The sequence below is a fragment of the Algoriphagus kandeliae genome, from assembly GCF_004571135.1.
In the GTDB taxonomy this organism is placed as follows: Bacteria; Bacteroidota; Bacteroidia; order Cytophagales; family Cyclobacteriaceae; genus Algoriphagus; species Algoriphagus kandeliae.
In genome coordinates, this window is the sequence record NZ_SPSB01000001.1 from 132040 (window position 1) to 149726 (window position 17687).

Annotated in this window: 15 protein-coding genes; all 15 read left to right on the forward strand. The window is 38.2% G+C overall.

Translation table 11 applies throughout. From position 1 onward, the window contains the following. Window positions 1–125: 125 nt before the first annotated feature. The 15 genes from E4S40_RS00595 to E4S40_RS00665 all read left to right on the forward strand — a co-directional run bounded on the left by E4S40_RS00595 (window position 126) and on the right by E4S40_RS00665 (window position 17684). Complete coding sequence (locus E4S40_RS00595) at window positions 126–2543, forward strand: penicillin acylase family protein (protein ID WP_135069314.1); 2418 nt, start codon at window positions 126–128, stop codon at window positions 2541–2543. Between the two features lie 2 nt (window positions 2544–2545). Next, a complete protein-coding gene (locus E4S40_RS00600; protein WP_135069317.1) occupies window positions 2546–2917 on the forward strand; it encodes a hypothetical protein in 372 nt (123 codons plus the stop codon). Window positions 2918–3027: 110 nt separating this feature from the next. Continuing rightward, window positions 3028–3546, forward strand: coding sequence for an ArsR family transcriptional regulator (locus E4S40_RS00605; RefSeq protein ID WP_135069320.1), 519 nt, complete (start codon window positions 3028–3030; stop codon window positions 3544–3546). 288 nt (window positions 3547–3834) lie between these two features. Beyond that, window positions 3835–6417: an SLBB domain-containing protein gene (locus E4S40_RS00610; RefSeq protein ID WP_135071460.1), complete on the forward strand. Its 2583-nt coding sequence runs from the start codon at window positions 3835–3837 to the stop codon at window positions 6415–6417. A 16-nt stretch (window positions 6418–6433) separates the two neighbouring features. Then, a complete protein-coding gene (locus tag E4S40_RS00615) occupies window positions 6434–7753 on the forward strand; it encodes a UDP-glucose dehydrogenase family protein (protein ID WP_135069323.1) in 1320 nt (439 codons plus the stop codon). 49 nt (window positions 7754–7802) lie between these two features. Further along, entirely contained in the window at window positions 7803–8408 is a 606-nt protein-coding gene (locus E4S40_RS00620) for a PglD-related sugar-binding protein (RefSeq protein WP_135069326.1), read from the forward strand. Beyond that, window positions 8405–9844 carry a lipopolysaccharide biosynthesis protein gene (locus E4S40_RS00625; protein ID WP_135069331.1) on the forward strand — a complete coding sequence of 480 codons (1440 nt, stop codon included), beginning with the start codon at window positions 8405–8407 and terminating at the stop codon, window positions 9842–9844. The genes E4S40_RS00620 and E4S40_RS00625 overlap by 4 nt, the downstream gene beginning before the upstream one ends. After that, window positions 9841–10917 carry a DegT/DnrJ/EryC1/StrS family aminotransferase gene (locus E4S40_RS00630; RefSeq protein WP_135069334.1) on the forward strand — a complete coding sequence of 359 codons (1077 nt, stop codon included), beginning with the start codon at window positions 9841–9843 and terminating at the stop codon, window positions 10915–10917. The genes E4S40_RS00625 and E4S40_RS00630 overlap by 4 nt, the downstream gene beginning before the upstream one ends. 6 nt (window positions 10918–10923) lie before the next feature. Beyond that, window positions 10924–12036 carry an ATP-grasp domain-containing protein gene (locus E4S40_RS00635; protein ID WP_161971741.1) on the forward strand — a complete coding sequence of 371 codons (1113 nt, stop codon included), beginning with the start codon at window positions 10924–10926 and terminating at the stop codon, window positions 12034–12036. Continuing rightward, the gene (locus tag E4S40_RS00640; protein ID WP_135069340.1) at window positions 12023–12787 is read left to right on the forward strand and encodes a class I SAM-dependent methyltransferase; all 765 of its coding nucleotides are present in this window, start codon (window positions 12023–12025) and stop codon (window positions 12785–12787) included. The genes E4S40_RS00635 and E4S40_RS00640 overlap by 14 nt, the downstream gene beginning before the upstream one ends. Beyond that, the gene (locus E4S40_RS00645; protein ID WP_135069343.1) at window positions 12787–13710 is read left to right on the forward strand and encodes a glycosyltransferase; all 924 of its coding nucleotides are present in this window, start codon (window positions 12787–12789) and stop codon (window positions 13708–13710) included. Before E4S40_RS00640 ends, E4S40_RS00645 begins: the two co-directional genes overlap by 1 nt. Before the next feature lie 9 nt (window positions 13711–13719). Continuing rightward, window positions 13720–14802: an agl cluster protein AglQ gene (locus tag E4S40_RS00650; protein ID WP_135069346.1), complete on the forward strand. Its 1083-nt coding sequence runs from the start codon at window positions 13720–13722 to the stop codon at window positions 14800–14802. Then, window positions 14795–15670, forward strand: a complete 876-nt coding sequence (locus E4S40_RS00655; RefSeq protein ID WP_161971742.1) for a glycosyltransferase — start codon at window positions 14795–14797, stop codon at window positions 15668–15670. Before E4S40_RS00650 ends, E4S40_RS00655 begins: the two co-directional genes overlap by 8 nt. Further along, a complete protein-coding gene (locus E4S40_RS00660) occupies window positions 15671–16627 on the forward strand; it encodes a glycosyltransferase family 2 protein (RefSeq protein ID WP_135069352.1) in 957 nt (318 codons plus the stop codon). Further along, window positions 16620–17684 carry a GNVR domain-containing protein gene (locus E4S40_RS00665; protein ID WP_135069355.1) on the forward strand — a complete coding sequence of 355 codons (1065 nt, stop codon included), beginning with the start codon at window positions 16620–16622 and terminating at the stop codon, window positions 17682–17684. Before E4S40_RS00660 ends, E4S40_RS00665 begins: the two co-directional genes overlap by 8 nt. Window positions 17685–17687 lie beyond the last annotated feature (3 nt).

Here is a 17687-nt window from a genome sequence, read left to right on the forward strand (position 1 = left end):
GATATCTTTAAAATTTTAATAACCCGGGTTTTAAAGCCGGGTTTTTTCTTTTTCCAAAAGGAAAAACAAATCAAGATTTTCCCGTTTTTCTTATATTGCTAGCTTCTGAATCATCCTATTCATTCATGAAAGTTTTCTCCTTTGTTTTAGTATTCCTCATCACGGTTGTATTAGGCTATGTAGTATCTATTCCGATGGGGCCTGCACCTCCTGTTGCGCCATTATTAGATCCAAACCATGGATTTTGGCAAAATATGTACAGTGAGGATCAATTGGCCGAGGAAACGATTCAGTTGGAAGGGCTTTCTGCCCCTGTAAAGGTGGCTTACGATGAAAACCTAATTCCTCACATTTTTGCTCAAAACGAGGAGGATTTATATCGAGTACAAGGATATGTGACGGCGCAGCACCGCTTGTGGCAGATGGAGTTTCAAACCATGGCAGCTGCTGGAAGAATTTCCGAAATAGTCGGTCCAGTTGCATTGGAATTGGATAGGATGACAAGGAGAAAAGGGCTTGCATATGGTGCAGAGCTTGGGTATGAATTTGTAAAAGAAAATCATCCAGAAATGTTGGTTCTATTGGAAGCCTATGCGGATGGTGTAAATCAGTATATAGCCTCCCTGGACGATGCACGGCTTCCAGTAGAATATAAAATTTTGAATTATCACCCGGAAAACTGGTCTTCCTACAAGTCTTTGCTTCTTCTTAAATACATGTCCGACATGCTTGTGGGAGACCGAGATCTGCAATATTCTAATCTTCGAAAAATTCTTGGGGAGGAAAAATTAGACTTATTATTTCCTGAGTTTCCAGAAGAAAATGATCCAGTAATTGAGGCTGAAAGAGTATGGGATTTTGAACCAATTCAGGTAAATAGTCCTGAAGAAGGCACTTATCCAGATGATAAATTGGTAATCGATCCTTTGCCTCAACCGGAAGAAGGAGTTGGTTCAAATAACTGGGCAGTAGCTGGATCAAAAACCAAAAATGGAAATCCTATTTTGGCTAATGATCCACACCTAAGTCTAAATCTTCCTTCCTTGTGGTATAGCATGCAACTTAGCACTCCAGAGCATCGGGTAAAAGGAGCGACCTTGCCAGGAGCTCTGGGTGTAATTTCAGGTTTCAATGAAAATATTGCTTGGGGTGTAACCAATGCCACCAAAGATGCACGGGATTGGTATAAAATCACATTTCAGGACGATTCGCGAAAAACTTACCGATATGGAAATGAATGGAGAGAGGCCAGCCATCGAATTGAAGAGATTAAAGTAAAAGGGCAAGAGCCTTACTATGATACGGTTGTTTACACCCACTATGGGCCAGTTGTTTATGATCGGACTTTTGGGAGTGAACGACAGGATATGAATTTTGCTTTGAAATGGACAGCCCATATGGGTTCCAATGAGCAACTGACATTTATCAAAATGAATAAGGCAAAGAATCATGACGATTACAATGACGCTTTGAATCATTTTACAGCTCCAGCCCAAAATTTTGTTTTTGCTTCTGTTTCAGGGGATATCGCGATGCGAATTCAGGGTAAGTTCCCTGTGAAGTGGGATAAGCAAGGTAAATTTTTCATGGATGGGGCTGATCCTCAAATGGAATGGCAAGCATTTATTCCAAATGAACATAATCCAAGTACCCTAAATCCTGAGCGGGGGTTTGTATCCTCAGCTAATCAGCATCCGGTAGATCCTTCTTATCCTTATTATGTTTTTGATAATAGTTATGAACATTACCGAAACAGACGTCTGAATAATCGATTGCGGGAAATGAATTCGATCACTGTAGATCAAATGAAGGAGCTTCAATTCGACGATTATTATCTTCATGCCGCAGAGGCGCTACCCGTGATGTTGGAACTTTTGGGAAATGAGACTGGCGGTGATGAAAAAGCTGAAAAGTACTTAAGTGAGCTAAAATCCTGGGATTTTTATGCAGATCCCAATCAAAAAGGTCCAACCTTATTTTACACTTGGTGGAATAAAACCTATAATCAAATCTGGAATGATTGGATGGAATGGGATGAGCCGGTGGTTTATCCGAATAATTATGAAACGGTCAGACTTTTGAAAAATAATCCAAGTAGTGAATTTTTCGACCATGTAAACACAGAGCTTAAGGAAACGGCTTCAAACCATGTTCGCAAAGGTTTTGCAGAAATGGTGGAATCTATGAAGGAGTGGGAGCAAGAAGAAGGAGATTATACTTGGGCTAATTATAAGCGCACCAGTATTCAGCACTTGGTTCCTCAATTCAGACCTTTTTCAGTTGAAAATGTATACACCGGAGGAGGAAGAGGAATTTTGAATGCCACAAGCGAGAGACACGGCGCTAGCTGGAGAATGGTGGTGGAGCTAGGGACTCCAATTAAAGCTTTCGGAATCTATCCGGGAGGACAGTCCGGAAATCCAGGAAGTAAGTTTTACAGTAACTTTATCTCCAAATGGGCAAATGGAGATTACTTGAATTTTGATCTAAGAAGCGAGGATCAAGAAGAGGATTTATTGTTTCAAACAACCTTTACTAACTAATCATGAAATTCCTTTTATACCTTTTATTGTCATTTGTCTTGGTTTTTTTCCTAAATCCATTCACTCCTTTCTGGGGGGCAATGATTGGGTTGGGGGTTCTTGCCCTTGTAATTCAGCCAGGTGGAGCAGCAGCATTTTTTGGAGGAGGATTTGGAATGTCACTCGCTTGGATGGGGCTTGCAGTCTATTTGAATATTGAAACGGGAAGCAGTTTACCAGATAAAATGGCTCAGCTATTTGGATTAGGAAATGGAACCCTTTTGATTTTAGCTACTGGTTTCCTAGGCTTTTTATTAGGCGCTTTTTCTTCTTGGAGTGGGCAATTGCTTCGAAATCTATTAAAAAAGAAACCTGAAAACATCTATAGGGGATAATGGACCTATTTAGGTTTTACAATGTTGATTTAGAAAAATTAGCTTGAAATTTATTTTTATCGATTCTTTCTAATGAGTACCTTTGGTACTCGGTTTCCAATTAATTTTTAATGCTTGATTCTCTGATCACCTCAAAGACCAGATTGAGGCTATTAGTTAAGTTTTTTGTAAATCACCACACCCAGAGTCACCTTCGAGGCTTGGCGGAAGAGTTTGGTGAATCAACGAATGCAATTCGTAAAGAATTGAATAATCTGACCCAAGCTGGAGTTTTAGTAAAAGAATCAGATAAGAATAAAATATCCTACAAGGCCAACACGAGCCATCCTTTCTACACCAACATTAGAGATATTATTCGCAAGTATTTGGGCTTGGATAAGCTATTGGAGCAGATTTTGGAGCGGATGGGGGAGGTAGAGCAAGTATTGCTGGTAGGAGATCTTTCGAGAGGGGTAGACTCTGGGAAAATAGATGTAGTAGTAGTTGGGGAGGATTTAAATCAAGATTATATCAAGGGGTTGACCAAGAGATTGGAAGACTTAATTAATAGAAAAGTGGTATTCACTTTGAAGGCTAATCGTATGGAGTCTTCCGGATTGGTCCTTTTTGATAAAAATATCGGAATCTAGGATTATCTGGGTTTCAAAATCATGGATTGCTAGGTGTGAAATGGGACCGAAAGGGCGAAGCTGTATCTAATTGGGTATTGAATTTCTTACAGAAAACACAGTTTTGGTTTTTGAAAAATAGAGTTATAGTAATCAACCAAAATATTCTTACCTTCAATTTCTTAAAAATTATCAACTCGTATCCGGTACGATTTTTACATCTTTGGAACGTTTCAATTTAATTCATTGAATTCCTTGGAAAATATTCAATCAAAAGGCCAACTCGTGTTTAAGGCAGTCTTTGGAAAGATTTGGTTAATCGTTTTCGTGATCATTTTGACCGTAAACGCTAGTTTGGCACAAAGCCTTTCTGATATTCAAAATTTACGAGTAGATGATCTTTCCAATGCCCAAATAGAACAATTGGTCAAGCGAGCCGAGGCTAACGGAATCAATTCAAGTCAGTTGGTTGTCTTGGCTCAGGAAAGAGGAATGCCTCCTTCGGAAGCTGCTAAGCTTTCTCGAAGAATAAATGAATTGATGAGTGGATCCAAGTCCTCAAACCAAAATTTAAATGGTAATTTTTCCCGAAGTACGGATTTTGGAGGCTCTGTTGATGTATTTGATTCCCTGCGAAAATCAGATCCATATTATGATCTGACTCCGGACCAAAAGAAGATTTTTGGTTTTAAACTGTTTCATAACCGGGAATTGGATTTTAGTCCAAGTTTGAATATTCCAACTCCATCTTCTTATGTAATTGGTTCCGGTGATCAATTGTTGATTGATATTTATGGAGCTTCTCAGCAATCTTATGATTTAACTGTTACACCAGAAGGAAGAATTTTTGTTCCAAACGTGGGCCCTATACAAATAGGTGGATCTACGATTGAAGCAGCAGTTGCACGATTAAAAACTAGTCTTGGTAGAATATATTCTGGTCTTTTAGGAAATTCTCCGAATACCTTCCTTCAAATGAGACTGGGAAACATTCGGTCAATTAAAGTTTCCTTGGTTGGAGAAGTGACTAAGCCTGGGACTTATACCCTGCCTTCATTTGCAACCGTTTTTAACGCCTTGTATTCTGCTGGAGGTCCTAATGAAAATGGAGCCTTCAGAAATGTTCAAGTATATAGGGATTCTAAATTGGCTGCTACTATTGATATCTATGATTTTTTGATCAATGGAGACCAAAGTTCAAATATTACTCTCCATGACAATGATGTCATCATAGTTCCTTCCTACCAAGCTAGGGTTGAACTGATTGGTCCCGTACGAAGGGAAGGATATTTTGAAGTGGAACAGGGAAACTCCTTGGCAGATTTATTTAAGTATGCAGGAGGGTTTTCTTCTTTAGCTTTTCAAGATCGGGTGACGATCCGAAGATTTGAGAACAATCAGCGAAAAGTGATTGATGTTGCTTCTGCCAGTTTTGAATCCTTTATGCCAAAGGATGGGGATGAAATATTAGTCGGAGAAGTGTTGGAGAGATTTCAAAATAGGGTTCAAATCAGTGGAGCTGTAAATCGCCCCGGAGAATATTCTTTTGAGGAGGGCATGGGAATATTGGAATTAATTGAAAAGGCTGATGGATTAAAACCTGAGGCATTTACTAATCGAGCTACCCTATATCGAACCAATCCAGATCTGACTTTGGGCGCTATTTCTTTGGATTTAAGAGAAATTTTGGAAGGACAAGAAGAGAATACAATTCTTAAAAATGAAGATCTCCTCTTCATTCCTAACCGATATGATATTCAGGAGGAATACTATGTTAAGATTTCAGGGGAAGTGAATTTTCCTGGAACTTATCCTTTTGCTTCCAACATGACAGTTGGAGATTTAGTACTTCGCGCTGGTGGTTTCTTGGAGTCGGCAGCCAATAGTTCCATCGAAATTGCAAGTAGAGCGAGAGATGCGAGTAGTGGGAAAATTGCAGAAATCTCTACTTTGACAATTAATTCCGACTTGCAGTTGAGCGAGGAGGAAGCATCCAAGCCTTTAACTCCTTTTGATCATGTATTTATTAGAAGAAGTCCTGGTTTTGAGAGGGAGCAAATCGTAGCTGTTCGTGGGGAAGTCCGGTATCCGGGTGAATTTGTTTTAGGCAACGCCAATGAACGCATTTCAGATTTGATTTCCCGAGCAGGAGGTTTATCACAGTTTGCCTATCCTAAAGGAGCAAGCCTGATTCGAAGAACGGTTTATTATAAAGGTAAAACCGAAGAAGAACTTCGCGAAGAAAGTCTGCGTCAGATGTGGGAAAGACTAAATCCTGAAATAAACCGGGAATTGAATGAAGCTGAAAAGCTACTTTTTGAACGAGTTGATAAGAAGCTTTCTGAAATCGAGCAGAAAAGAAGAGAAGATGAAAGTGTACAACCTGAAATGGATGAATTTTTTACTTTCTCTGATACATTATCCATAGACCCAGAATTAAATCAAGCAAGATTTAAACAAGAGGACTTGGTGGGAATTGATCTGGAATATATTCTTCAGAATCCCGGTTCAGAGGCGGATTTGATTTTATTGGAAGGCGATATTCTACAAGTTCCAAAGCAATTGCAAACAGTAAGAATGGTAGGAGAGGTTTTGATGCCTACTACAACTCGCTTTGATAAAGGAAAATCTTTAAAGCACTATATTTCAAAAGCTGGTGGATTCACTGAAAATGCCAGAAAAAGTAAATCATACGTGGTCTATGCAAATGGTGATGCCGCACAAACACGTAGCTTTTTAGGAATAAAAAATTACCCGACTGTTGAGCCCGGAGCAGAAATTGTAGTTCCACAAAAACCGGCCAGAGAGCGAATGTCAGCCTCCGGTTGGATAGGAATTGCTTCTAGCTTAGCTACTTTGGGAATTCTAATAGAACGATTATTTACTAATTAATTTAACTGCTTAAGTTATGAAAATTGCTGTAGTAGGAACCGGGTATGTAGGCCTTGTTTCAGGAGCATGTTTTGCTGATGTAGGGATCGAAGTTACCTGCGTGGATATTGATCAGAAGAAAATCGATAAGCTCAAGCAGGGTATTATGCCCATCTATGAGCCAGGATTGGAAGAGATCGTGGTTCGGAATTACCAAAGTGGTCGTCTTCATTTCAGTACTGATCTGGGAGAGGCTATCCAAGGTGCTGAAGTAGCATTTATTGCTGTGGGAACCCCTCCGGGTGAGGACGGTTCGGCAGATTTGAAATATGTATTGGCAGTCGCTGATGAAATCGGTCGGAAGATGACGGATTACATTGTGGTAGCCACTAAGAGTACTGTTCCCGTGATGACCGGTGAAAAAGTTCGAGCTACGATAAAGGCAGCTTTGGATAAAAGAGGTTCTGACCTTCCTTTCGCAGTGGCTTCCAATCCTGAATTCCTGAAAGAAGGTGCCGCGGTTGAAGACTTCTTGAAACCTGACCGAATCGTGATCGGAGTGGATGATGAGCGAGCAGAAAAGATCATGCAACGTTTGTACAAGCCTTTCCAATTGAGCGGTGAGCGGATCATCTATATGGATATCCCTTCAGCAGAGATGACCAAGTATGCAGCAAATGCTATGTTGGCAACCAAGATTTCTTTTATGAATGACATTGCCAACCTCTGTGAAAAGGTGGGGGCTGATGCTAATATGGTACGTAAAGGGATTGGTTCAGATCCTCGAATCGGAAATAAATTCATCTACCCGGGAGTAGGCTATGGAGGTTCTTGTTTTCCCAAAGATGTGAAGGCAATCATCAAAACTGCCAAGGAATACGGGTATGATCTTCGAGTTCTTCAAGCTGTAGAAGATGTGAATGATGACCAGAAGCATGTGTTGGCGAGCAAGGTGAAATCACACTTTGGTGAAGACCTGAGCGGAATGACCTTTGCCATGTGGGGATTGAGCTTTAAGCCGAATACGGATGATATGCGGGAGTCTCCTGCTGCAGTGATCATCGATGAACTTCGAGCTGCCGGTGCAACGGTGAGAGCATACGATCCAAAGGCGATGGAAGAGGCTAAGGAGCATTATTTGTTTGACAAGGTTACCTATTGCAAGGATGCTTATGATGCCTGCGTTGATGCAGATGCTTTGTTGCTGGTGACAGAATGGTCGGAGTTTAGAATTCCAAGTTGGGATGCTGTCGGAAAGCTTTTGAAAAACAAAGTGGTCTTTGATGGCCGAAATATCTACGATAAAAAATACCTTGAATCCCTGGGTTTTTCCCATTACGGGATTGGGGCTAAATAATCCATTAAATCCCCTGAGTTACTCAGGGGATTTTTCTATATGAACCTTTATGGTAATAGCAGGAGCAGGAGGTCATGGTCTTGAAGTTCTTCAACTCTTGAAAGGAACTGGCCTTAATGAAAAAGACATTCTTTTTTTTGATGAGGACAAAAAGAAAGAAGGCCTGAGCCTTGGTGGTATGCCTGTAATTACAAGCCTTAAATCCTTAAGTGAGGTTTTTAAAAAAGACTCCCGGTTTTGTTTGGGAGTTGGAAATCCCAATTCTAGAAAAAGCCTCTTTTCTATTTTGAAGAGTGAAGGAGGCGATTTTGTAGGTTTGAAAGGAGAATATTCCATCTCCTCAATTGAAAATGAACTAGAGTTTGATTTATTCCCATTTTCATTTTTGGGTCCAGAGGTTCTAATTGAAAAAGGGGTTTTGATCAATACTCGCGCTCATATCCATCACAATTGCTTTGTTGGTGAATTTTCCGAGATTTCTCCTGGGGCCATGCTTTTGGGAGGAGCTAAAGTTGGGAAATCCTGTAGAATCGGAGCAGGAGCCATTATTCTCCCAGGTGTTGAATTAGGAGATGAAGTGGTTGTTGGCGCTGGTGCTGTTGTCACTAGGAATCAATCTTCTGGTAAAAAAATCATGGGTGTTCCCGCACGATGAGCTTAAAAACCAAAACCCTACATGGTTTTTTTTGGAGTCTCACACAGCAGTTTGGGGTTCAGTTAACCATGATTTTGGTTACCATTTTTTTGGCTAGGATACTGGAGCCTGCAGATTTCGGTCTTATTGGAATGCTTGCGGTATTTATGGCATTGGGAAACAGCTTGATTGATGCAGGGATGACTTCGAGTTTGATTCGAACCAAGGATGCAGATCAAAGGGATTTTTCAACCGTTTTTTTTATCAATCTTGCGGTTGGGGTTTTGGTCTACCTTGCTATGGTATTTAGTGCTGGGCTTATCAGTGAATTCTTTAATCAACCAGCTTTAAAAGCTATCATCAAAGTCTATTGTTTGACATTTCTTATTTATCCGTTTTCTGCAGTTCAGCGCACCCGGTTGGTGAAGAATATGGATTTTAAAACTGAATTGAAGATCACTATCCCTTCAACGATAGTTGGGGGACTATTGGGATTGGTTTTGGCATTTCAAGGATTTGGAGTCTGGGCTTTGGTGGGAATGAATTTGGCTCAAAATTTACTTTTGAGTGTGCAATTTTGGGTGTATTCCAACTGGAGGCCATCGTGGGTGATTGATTGGGAAAGATTTAAATATCATTTTGGTTATGGGGCCAAATTGACACTCGCAGGAGTGATTAATTCCGTTTTCTCGAACATTTACCATTTGGTAATAGGAAAGTTTTTTCCAGTTACTCAATTGGGGTATTATACCAAAGCAGATTCGCTAAAGCAGATTCCGGTAAAGAATATTTCCAATACCCTATCTAAAGTTACTTTTCCCATGTTCTCAGAAATTCAAGATGATGATGAGAAATTAAAAGTGGCCTACAAGCGCATCATGCAGCAAGTTTTGTTTTGGCTTACCCCAGTTATGGCACTTTCAGCAGTCTTAGCTGAGCCCCTATTCCGAATTGTCCTTACTGAAAAATGGATTCCTGCAGTCCCATACTTTCAGATTTTATGTTTTATCGGGTTGATGTTTCCCATTCACTCATACAATCTCAATATTCTCAAAGTGAAAGGAAGGAGTGATCTTTTTCTGAAGTTGGAAATTATCAAAAAATCATTAACCGTTGTAGGTATAATTATTGCGCTACCATATGGTATATTCGCATTACTTTGGACACAAGTGATTTTGAATCTAGTCGCTTTTGGTATCAATTCATTTTATAGCGGAAGGTTTATTGGCTATAATGTTTGGAGTCAGTTAAGGGATATCCTGCCGATTTTTCTGATTGGAGGGGTAGCAGCAATAGGGGGTTGGTTCGTAAAAGGAAGTATTGGAAATTTCCCCGCTGTTGATTGGATCCAACTGATAGGCGGTGGGTTGATCGGAATTATGATTTATTTTCTAATTTCTTGGGGTGCCAAATCTGAACCTTTTGTTGATTTTCGAAAAATTATTTTAAAAAAATGATTCCGGTTACCAAACCCTATTTACCACCTTTAAAGGATTACCAAGATTACTTGGAGGGAATCTGGAAAAGGCAATGGCTTACAAACAACGGTCCTTTGGTCAATGAGTTGGAATTAAAAATTGCAGAATTTCTTGATGTAGAAAATTTTCTATACCTCGGAAATGGTACAATTGCTCTTCAAATTGCTATTAAGGCATTGGACCTTAAAGGTGAAATAATTACTACACCGTTTTCTTATGTGGCAACGACCTCCAGTATAGTTTGGGAGGGATGTACACCTGTTTTTGTAGATATTGACAAGAAAACACTCAATATTGACCCGACTAAAATCGAGGGTTCAATAACAGAAAATACGACAGCAATTTTGGCTACGCATGTTTATGGAAATCCATGCGATATTGAAGCAATTGACCAAATTGCCAAGAAGCATAATTTAAAAGTTATATATGATGGAGCCCATTGTTTTGGGGTGAATTACAAGGGAAGATCAATTTTTGAATACGGTGATATTTCAACAGTAAGCTTCCATGCCACGAAGCTATTTCATACAATCGAGGGAGGGGGAGTATTTACAAAAAATAAAAGACTTCATGATAGAATGAATTTCATGAGGAATTTTGGCCACGATGGCCCATATAAATTCAGTGAATTGGGGATCAATGGAAAAAATTCTGAGTTTCATGCTGCCATGGGTTTGGTAAATCTGAAAAAGGTTGATGAAATTATTGCAAAGCGAAAATTGCTTTCCGAGCTTTATGATCAAAAGCTGTCCGATTTAAATATTGTTAAGCCTGCATTTCCAAAGCATGCTGATATTAATTACGCGTATTACCCTGTTCTATTTGAAAATAGTGATTCAGCGTTAAAATGTTTGGACCGATTGAATAAATCTCAAATTTTTCCAAGAAGATATTTTTACCCGAGTTTATCAGAGCTTCCGTATATCGCAAAACAAGAATTACCTGTCACTGAAGAAATTTCTTCCAAGGTATTATGCCTTCCTTTATATTATGAATTGTCTTTAGAGGAAGTTGATTTGATTTGTAGAATAATCAATTCTATTTATAGATAAGTTGTTTTGACTTCAAAATCAATACTTATTTTTTCAGGCAATAATCAAAGAGCAATTATTGCTTTCTGTAGGTATGCCAAAATGGAGCAAATCCCTTTTGATATTGTTGCAAATGGAGAAGATGATACAATTTTTCAAACTTCATTTTCCGAAAACGTTTTGGCAACAAGATCAAAGAATAGGTTAGATGTAGAGTCAGTCACTTATTTTTATCAAAAAGCAAAACAAAAACGGAATGTAGATCGGATTTTTATTTTGCCATCTACGGAATTCCTTAATCGTTTTCTACTCAAGAATAGAAAATCGTTTTTGGAAGATGGTGTGGAATTTGGCTTATGTGATGAGAATACATACGCTTTGGTATCAGATAAACATAAGTTTTCTGAGTTTTGTCGATTAATGGGAATACCAGTTCCTAAAGATTCACTTAAAATTCCAAATAAATTCCCATTTGTAATTAAACCAAAACAATACGGTCAAGGACTCTCAAAAATCAATGAAAAGCCAATTTTAGTTTTTTCTAAGAACGATTTGGAAAAAGCTGATCACTTGGATAATCTTTCTGACTATTATTTTCAGGAATATATAGATGGTCCTAGTTATTACCTATTATTCCATTTTTCAAGGGGTGGAGAGGTGTCGATTTATTCGCAAGAAAATTTAATACAACAGGATGATGGAGCCTCAATGATTTTAGCCAAATCATCTACTATTCATGGCCAGGAAATTGCAAAAATGTTTATCCAAGCTTTCCAAAAAATTGGATTTTATGGATTAGTGATGGTGGAGGTAAAATTTAATGGCCGCGATTTCATAATGATCGAAGCAAATCCTCGATTATGGGGACCTTCACAGCTTATTTTGGATTCAAACATGACCTTATTTGATGACTTTTGTTGGGATAATGGCTTGAAAGATTCTAAAGTCAGTAAACCTTACAGGTCAGAAGTATATTACTTTTGGTCTGGTGGATTAGCTTCAAATTTGAGAAATGGGAAAAATCCCAAGATATATAATTACTCCAAGGATCAATTTTACTTGGATTATCACCTGCTGATGGCGAGTGATATATACTTAAAGAATGACACATTAAAAATTTATCTTAATGAACTTAACTGAAAGAGATATATTGGTTGATTTGTATCAAAAGAATAGCAAGCATTCAGGATATCAAATTTTGCCAAAAGCTCTAAAATCTTTTATCCATCAGGATGTAAAACAATTTATTTCAAGGTTTGAGCAGGAAAGGCTTGATTGGGTTACAAGTCAAATTTCCTTTTCAGGTAAACGTGTGGTTGATATCGGTGGGAATACAGGTTTTTTTACTTTTGAAGCAATGGATCTAGGTGCTGAAGAAGTAATCTACATTGAAGGCAATGCCAACCATGCTCAATTTGTCTCCAAAGCTAAAGAGCTTTTGGGACTCAATATTCAGGTAAAAAACAAATACTTTGATTTTCAAACTGATCTTGAAAATGATCATGTAGATGTTGTTTTGCTCTTTAATGTGATCCACCATTTAGGTGATGATTTTGGAGATCAGAGTTTTTCAAAAGAGGAAGCTTTAGAAAAAATGAAAGAGGCTATCAATTACTTTTCAGATAAAACCAACCTTATGGTTTTGCAAATGGGTTTTTGCTGGAAAGGTGATCGGAATGAGCTTCTTTTTAAAGATGGAACTAAGTCCGAAATGATTGATTTTGTTAAATCAGCGGTAGATGGAAATTGGGTTATTCAATCAATAGGAGTTCCAGAGGAAATCGGAGGATTAACTGAATATAAAGAGTTGTCCACTGAAAACATCCAAAGGAATGATTCTTTAGGCGAGTTTAGAAATAGACCAATTTTTATTTTGAAAAGTAAAGGGTAATGAGTGATAAGCCTTTGGTTTCTGTGTCTTGTATTACTTACAATCATTTTCCGTATATAAGACAATGTTTTGAGGGGATTTTAAAACAAAAAGTAAATTTTAGGTTTGAAATAATTGTATATGATGATGCTTCCAATGATGGAACCTCAGACGTGATAAGGGAATTTGAATCAAAATATCCTAGCACCTTTAAGGTTTTAATTCAAGAAGAAAATCAATATTCTAAAGGTGTAAGAGGGATAGCTGTAAGGTATAATTTTCCAAGGTGTGAAGGGAAATATATTGCTTTTTGTGAAGGGGATGACTTTTGGACTGACCCATATAAACTCCAAAAACAGGTAGATTTTTTAGAGGCTAATCCAAGTTATTCTACATGTTGTACTAATTATTCAGAAGTTGATGAGGATGGAAAAATTTTAAAAACTAATGCTTGGGATGGAATAAGATTATCCTCAATTATTTCTCACGAAGTAATTTTAGAAAAATATAAGCCTAAAATCCTCACAACTTTATTTAGAAAAGAGGCCTTTAAAAAAGGATTTCCAGAAATATTCTTCGAAGTGTTCAATGCGGATAATTTTTTAAGCGCTTTAGCTACTGAACACGGACCTGTCGGATTTTTAAATTTTAACTCAGGTTGTTACCGAATACATAATAGTGGTATTTGGTCAGGGAAAAATTTGATACAACAATTTGAAAATCAATTGGATACATTTGAAAAAATGAAGCTATATTTTTTGAAAGATTTTCAGCAAATAGCTATTTCAAATAGGATTTACCATATCAGGAGAAGACTTTCAAGATTATATGCAAAAGAAAAGGATTTTGGTAAGAGTCTTTCACAAATGAAACATATGGTAAAAGTAAACCCAATTGATTCTTCAAAGGTGTTTTTGGGAAATTTGATAGCCCCTTTTCGCTAGGATTTATTGATGAATACGGAAGAATTACTTGTTACATCCAGCTGGTCCGCCCTTTCCAAACAGAATTCTGATGGTTCTTTTCAGCCTGGGCATAATGGCCCTTATAAAGATCCTGAAACACCCGTAAGAAATACCTCTCATTGGTTGATTTCTTTTTTGAAATCCCATGAGTTGAGCGGAGAAAAGAAATTCAAAGAAGCAGCAGAAAAATGCTTGGGTTATTTGATGTCAGAGGAGGCTAGGCCCATGAAAGCTACCTTTTGGCATCGGAAAAATCCCAAAAAAGACTTTGCTAATGGCCTAATGGGACAAGCTTGGACCTTGGAGGCATTGGAGTATGCCTATCGATTTTTTGGAGACGATCAGCTAATTCAAGTAGCTTCAGATGTCTTTAAGCTTCATCCTTATTCAACGAGGCACAAGGCCTGGGAAACCGTCAACGTAGATGGAAGTATCAGAGGATTTGATCCGACTTTTAATCATCAACTTTGGTTTGCTGCATCAGGAAATCTAGTGGCACAACATGGAGATCAGGATATGCAATCGCAAATCCTTGATTTTTTGAACGCGTTGCAGGATACCATGAAAGTGTATCCTGACGGTGTCATTATGCATCATCCAACTGGTTATCAAAAAGTGGGAAGGAAGGCTTTATTTTTTGAAAGGTATCGCGAGTTTAGGACTCCTAAAAACCAAAAAGAATACACTTATTTAAAATCAGTTGGGTATCATGGATTCAATTTGTATGCCTTAGGCTTGATTCATAATGTTTACCCTGAATTGCAGTTTTTTAAGTCTTCTTTATTTAAGTCCATGGTTAAAGCGATTGGAACAGTCTCTTTCAAAAGCAGTCTTTCCAAATCTCCATACAGCTATAATTACAATCCACCCGGTTTTGAATTAGGTTTTGCCCTACAAAAGTTTGGAGATCCGGCAAAAGCCCAGTTTTTTCTTTCCGAAGATTTCAAAAGATCCTATTCTTCGGAAGCTAAGCAATGGGGGCTTTTGAATCCTATCGATCCTTTGACTGCTGCTGCAAGGGTTTATGAGTCGTATCAACTTTCAAAAGTTGAGAAAAAGCTTGATGAATAAGCAACCGTTTGTTTCTATAATTATCCCAACCTATCGGGAGTGGCATTTGCTACCGACCTGTTTGGAGGCCTTAATAAATCAGACCTATTCACAAGATCAGATTGAAATCATCGTAGTGAATAACGATCCGGAAACCGTTCCTCCATCAGATGTTGATTGGGCTGAAAATGTGAGAATACTTACTCAACCAAAGCCCGGTTCTTATGCTGCCAGAAATTTAGGACTTGATCACGCTAAGGGAGAATATATTGCTTTTACCGACTCGGATTGTATACCCGTTCCTGAATGGTTAGCGGAAGGGATTGGTTTATTGGATCAAGGATTTGATTTAGTGGGAGGGAAGATGGAGTTTTTCAAACCCAAAGGCGGAGATCATCAGGCTTTTTTGTTTGAAAGTCGCTTTTCATTTAGGCAAGACCGAAATGTCTTGCAGAATAAGCAAAGCATTACAGCCAATCTCTTTGTTAAAAGAAAGGTTTTTGATCAGGTCGGTCTCTTCGATCAAAGTCTGATGTCTGGTGGAGATTATGAGTGGACTAAGCGTGCTACTGATGCAGGGAATACCATTGCTTATGCTGAAAAAGCTATTGTGAAACACCCCTCTAGGAAAAGTTTTCAGGCTTTGATAAAGAAAAAGCGACGCACCTCAGGGGGAATGTATTATAGTTTTTTCAAGGATTTTTCCACATTCAGGAAATTACAATTTACGCTTTGGATACTCCGACCACCAGTCACGATTTTTGGATTCAAAGGATTGAGTTGGAAGGAAAAACTCAGTCTTTTCCGAGCTAGATGGTATTTGGAATGGGTTGGAGTTAAGGAGATGGCAAACTTACATTTAGGAAAAAAAAATGCAATCAGGGAATAGATGTTTAGCATAATCTGCCCGGTTCACAATAAGGAAAAAGAGCTGAAGGAAACGCTGGATTCTGTTTTTGCCCAAGAATTTCAGGATTTCCAATTAGTTCTGATCGAAAATGCTTCTATAGATAATTCCTTAGAAGTGATTCAATCTTACATGGATGAGCGAATCCATTTGATTCAAGCAGGAAAGATAGGGCCAGGTGCAGCTCGAAATCTAGGTGTAAAGGCTGCCAAATATCCGTGGATAGCTTTTTTGGATGCAGATGATGTATGGGAAAAATATCACCTGCAAAACTTGAAAAAAGCGATAGATTCGAATCCAAATAAATATTTCTTTTCCACTGCCTGGGAAATATGGTCAAGTGAGGAGAAAAGGCAAGCTCCAATTCAGGCTGTTTTCGGAAAGAGTGAAGGTTTTATTCCGTTGTCTGAGGTTTTAAATTTGAACCTTCTGAATTCTCCACCTTTTTGGACTTCTGCAATTGCTGTATCTAAGGAAGCTTTTGATTCCGTGGAAGGATTTCCAGAATCCTTACCTGCTCACGGTGAAGATGTGAGTCTTTGGGCGAAGCTGCTTGATAAGCAGCAGGGGATTTATTTTATCAATAAGCCAAGTGCCAAATATCGAATTGATAGTGAAAGCATGACTTCAAAGAGCTTTTTTTCCGGTCAGGTTTACCAGGTAAGTTTTCCAGGCCACATATTTTCTGCGGTTAAAAAAATTATTGAAGAAGTAAAAGATCCCACATTGGAATTGTTGTGGAAGAAGTTTGCCAATAAATATCAGTTTTCGGCATTTTCTAAAGCACTTATTGCAGGAACATTCCAAAAGGAGGATGTTCAATTTCTTTATCCAGAAACAGATCTAAAATCTAGGTCGGTGCAAATTCTCCTTAGAAATAGTTTACTTAGGGGAATTTTCAAGTCATACCTAATAAAAAACCAACGATTCCATGGCTAATGAAACCATCGATATCGGAGATTTGATCCGCTTTTTTTCTAATCAGAAGAAAAGATTTTTAACGGCTATACTTGCCCTGCTGGGACTTGGTTTGGTGGTAATTCTTCTGACAAGAAATCATTACAGTTCCAACCTAAAATTTATTGCTCAAAGCAGCTCCTCTTCCAATAATTTGATGAGGCAATTAGGAGGATTGTCAGGTTTGAATCTTGGGGGAATGAATGGAGGACAGGAAATAGGCTCAATCTCTCCACAATTGTATCAAGAGATTATTTATAGTTACCCATTTCTTTGGAAGCTAAGTCAAAAGACTATTGAATTAGACGGTAAAAATCAAAAACTAGGTCTTTTTGTAGAAGAAAATAGAAGACCCTCTATTCCTTCCTTGATAAAGAAATACACCATCGGGCTTCCGAATGTATTGTTTGGCGAGGATCCTCCTCCTTTGGATTTAGAAACTGAATTACAGGATTCCTTAATCTTTTTAAGAAGGGAATTAGTACCGATGTTTAATGAGTATCGTAAGATCATCACCCTCACGAATGATGCAAAGACTGGGACAATAACCCTAGAAGTTGAGACGCTTTCGCCAGAAGTGTCTGCTCAGGTGGCTGTTTTTGTTTTTGAATTGCTTTCCGAATATGTCATTGAGTATAAAACGGAAAAGGCTATTCAAAATTTGAATTTTATCCAAGAGCGCTATGAGGAAGCTCAGGAGAAATTTTATCAAACCCAGAATAATTTATCTGTATTCAGGGATAGGAATCAGAATTTGAGCTTTTCTTCTGCAAGAGCTCAAGAAGAGCGTTTACAGGCTGAATATAACCTAGCAAGTAACCTTTATAATAACCTGGCTGTGCAGCTAGATCAAGCTAAAATCAAGGTTCAAGAGGATATTCCACAACTTACAATTATTAATCCCCCAGTAGTTTCTTACCAAGTATCCAAACCCAATATTCCATTGATTTTGGCTTTGTCTGTCTTTTTGGGATTGTTACTTGGTTTTGTGAGGGTATTGGTAGCTTATTTCAAAATTCAATTTGACAAGTCTAGCTAAAAA

Bases quoted from the DNA above. Each gene is read 5' to 3' on its own strand.
- E4S40_RS00645 (WP_135069343.1), top strand. From the start codon at position 12,787: ATGAGTGATAAGCCTTTGGTTTCTGTGTCTTGTATTACTTACAATCAT.
- E4S40_RS00655 (WP_161971742.1), top strand. From the start codon at position 14,795: ATGAATAAGCAACCGTTTGTTTCTATAATTATCCCAACCTATCGGGAG.
- E4S40_RS00640 (WP_135069340.1), top strand. From the start codon at position 12,023: ATGAACTTAACTGAAAGAGATATATTGGTTGATTTGTATCAAAAGAAT.
- E4S40_RS00615 (WP_135069323.1), top strand. From the start codon at position 6,434: ATGAAAATTGCTGTAGTAGGAACCGGGTATGTAGGCCTTGTTTCAGGA.
- E4S40_RS00630 (WP_135069334.1), top strand. From the start codon at position 9,841: ATGATTCCGGTTACCAAACCCTATTTACCACCTTTAAAGGATTACCAA.
- E4S40_RS00605 (WP_135069320.1), top strand. From the start codon at position 3,028: ATGCTTGATTCTCTGATCACCTCAAAGACCAGATTGAGGCTATTAGTT.
- E4S40_RS00650 (WP_135069346.1), top strand. From the start codon at position 13,720: ATGAATACGGAAGAATTACTTGTTACATCCAGCTGGTCCGCCCTTTCC.
- E4S40_RS00600 (WP_135069317.1), top strand. From the start codon at position 2,546: ATGAAATTCCTTTTATACCTTTTATTGTCATTTGTCTTGGTTTTTTTC.
- E4S40_RS00620 (WP_135069326.1), top strand. From the start codon at position 7,803: ATGGTAATAGCAGGAGCAGGAGGTCATGGTCTTGAAGTTCTTCAACTC.
- E4S40_RS00660 (WP_135069352.1), top strand. From the start codon at position 15,671: ATGTTTAGCATAATCTGCCCGGTTCACAATAAGGAAAAAGAGCTGAAG.
- E4S40_RS00625 (WP_135069331.1), top strand. From the start codon at position 8,405: ATGAGCTTAAAAACCAAAACCCTACATGGTTTTTTTTGGAGTCTCACA.
- E4S40_RS00665 (WP_135069355.1), top strand. From the start codon at position 16,620: ATGGCTAATGAAACCATCGATATCGGAGATTTGATCCGCTTTTTTTCT.
- E4S40_RS00595 (WP_135069314.1), top strand. From the start codon at position 126: ATGAAAGTTTTCTCCTTTGTTTTAGTATTCCTCATCACGGTTGTATTA.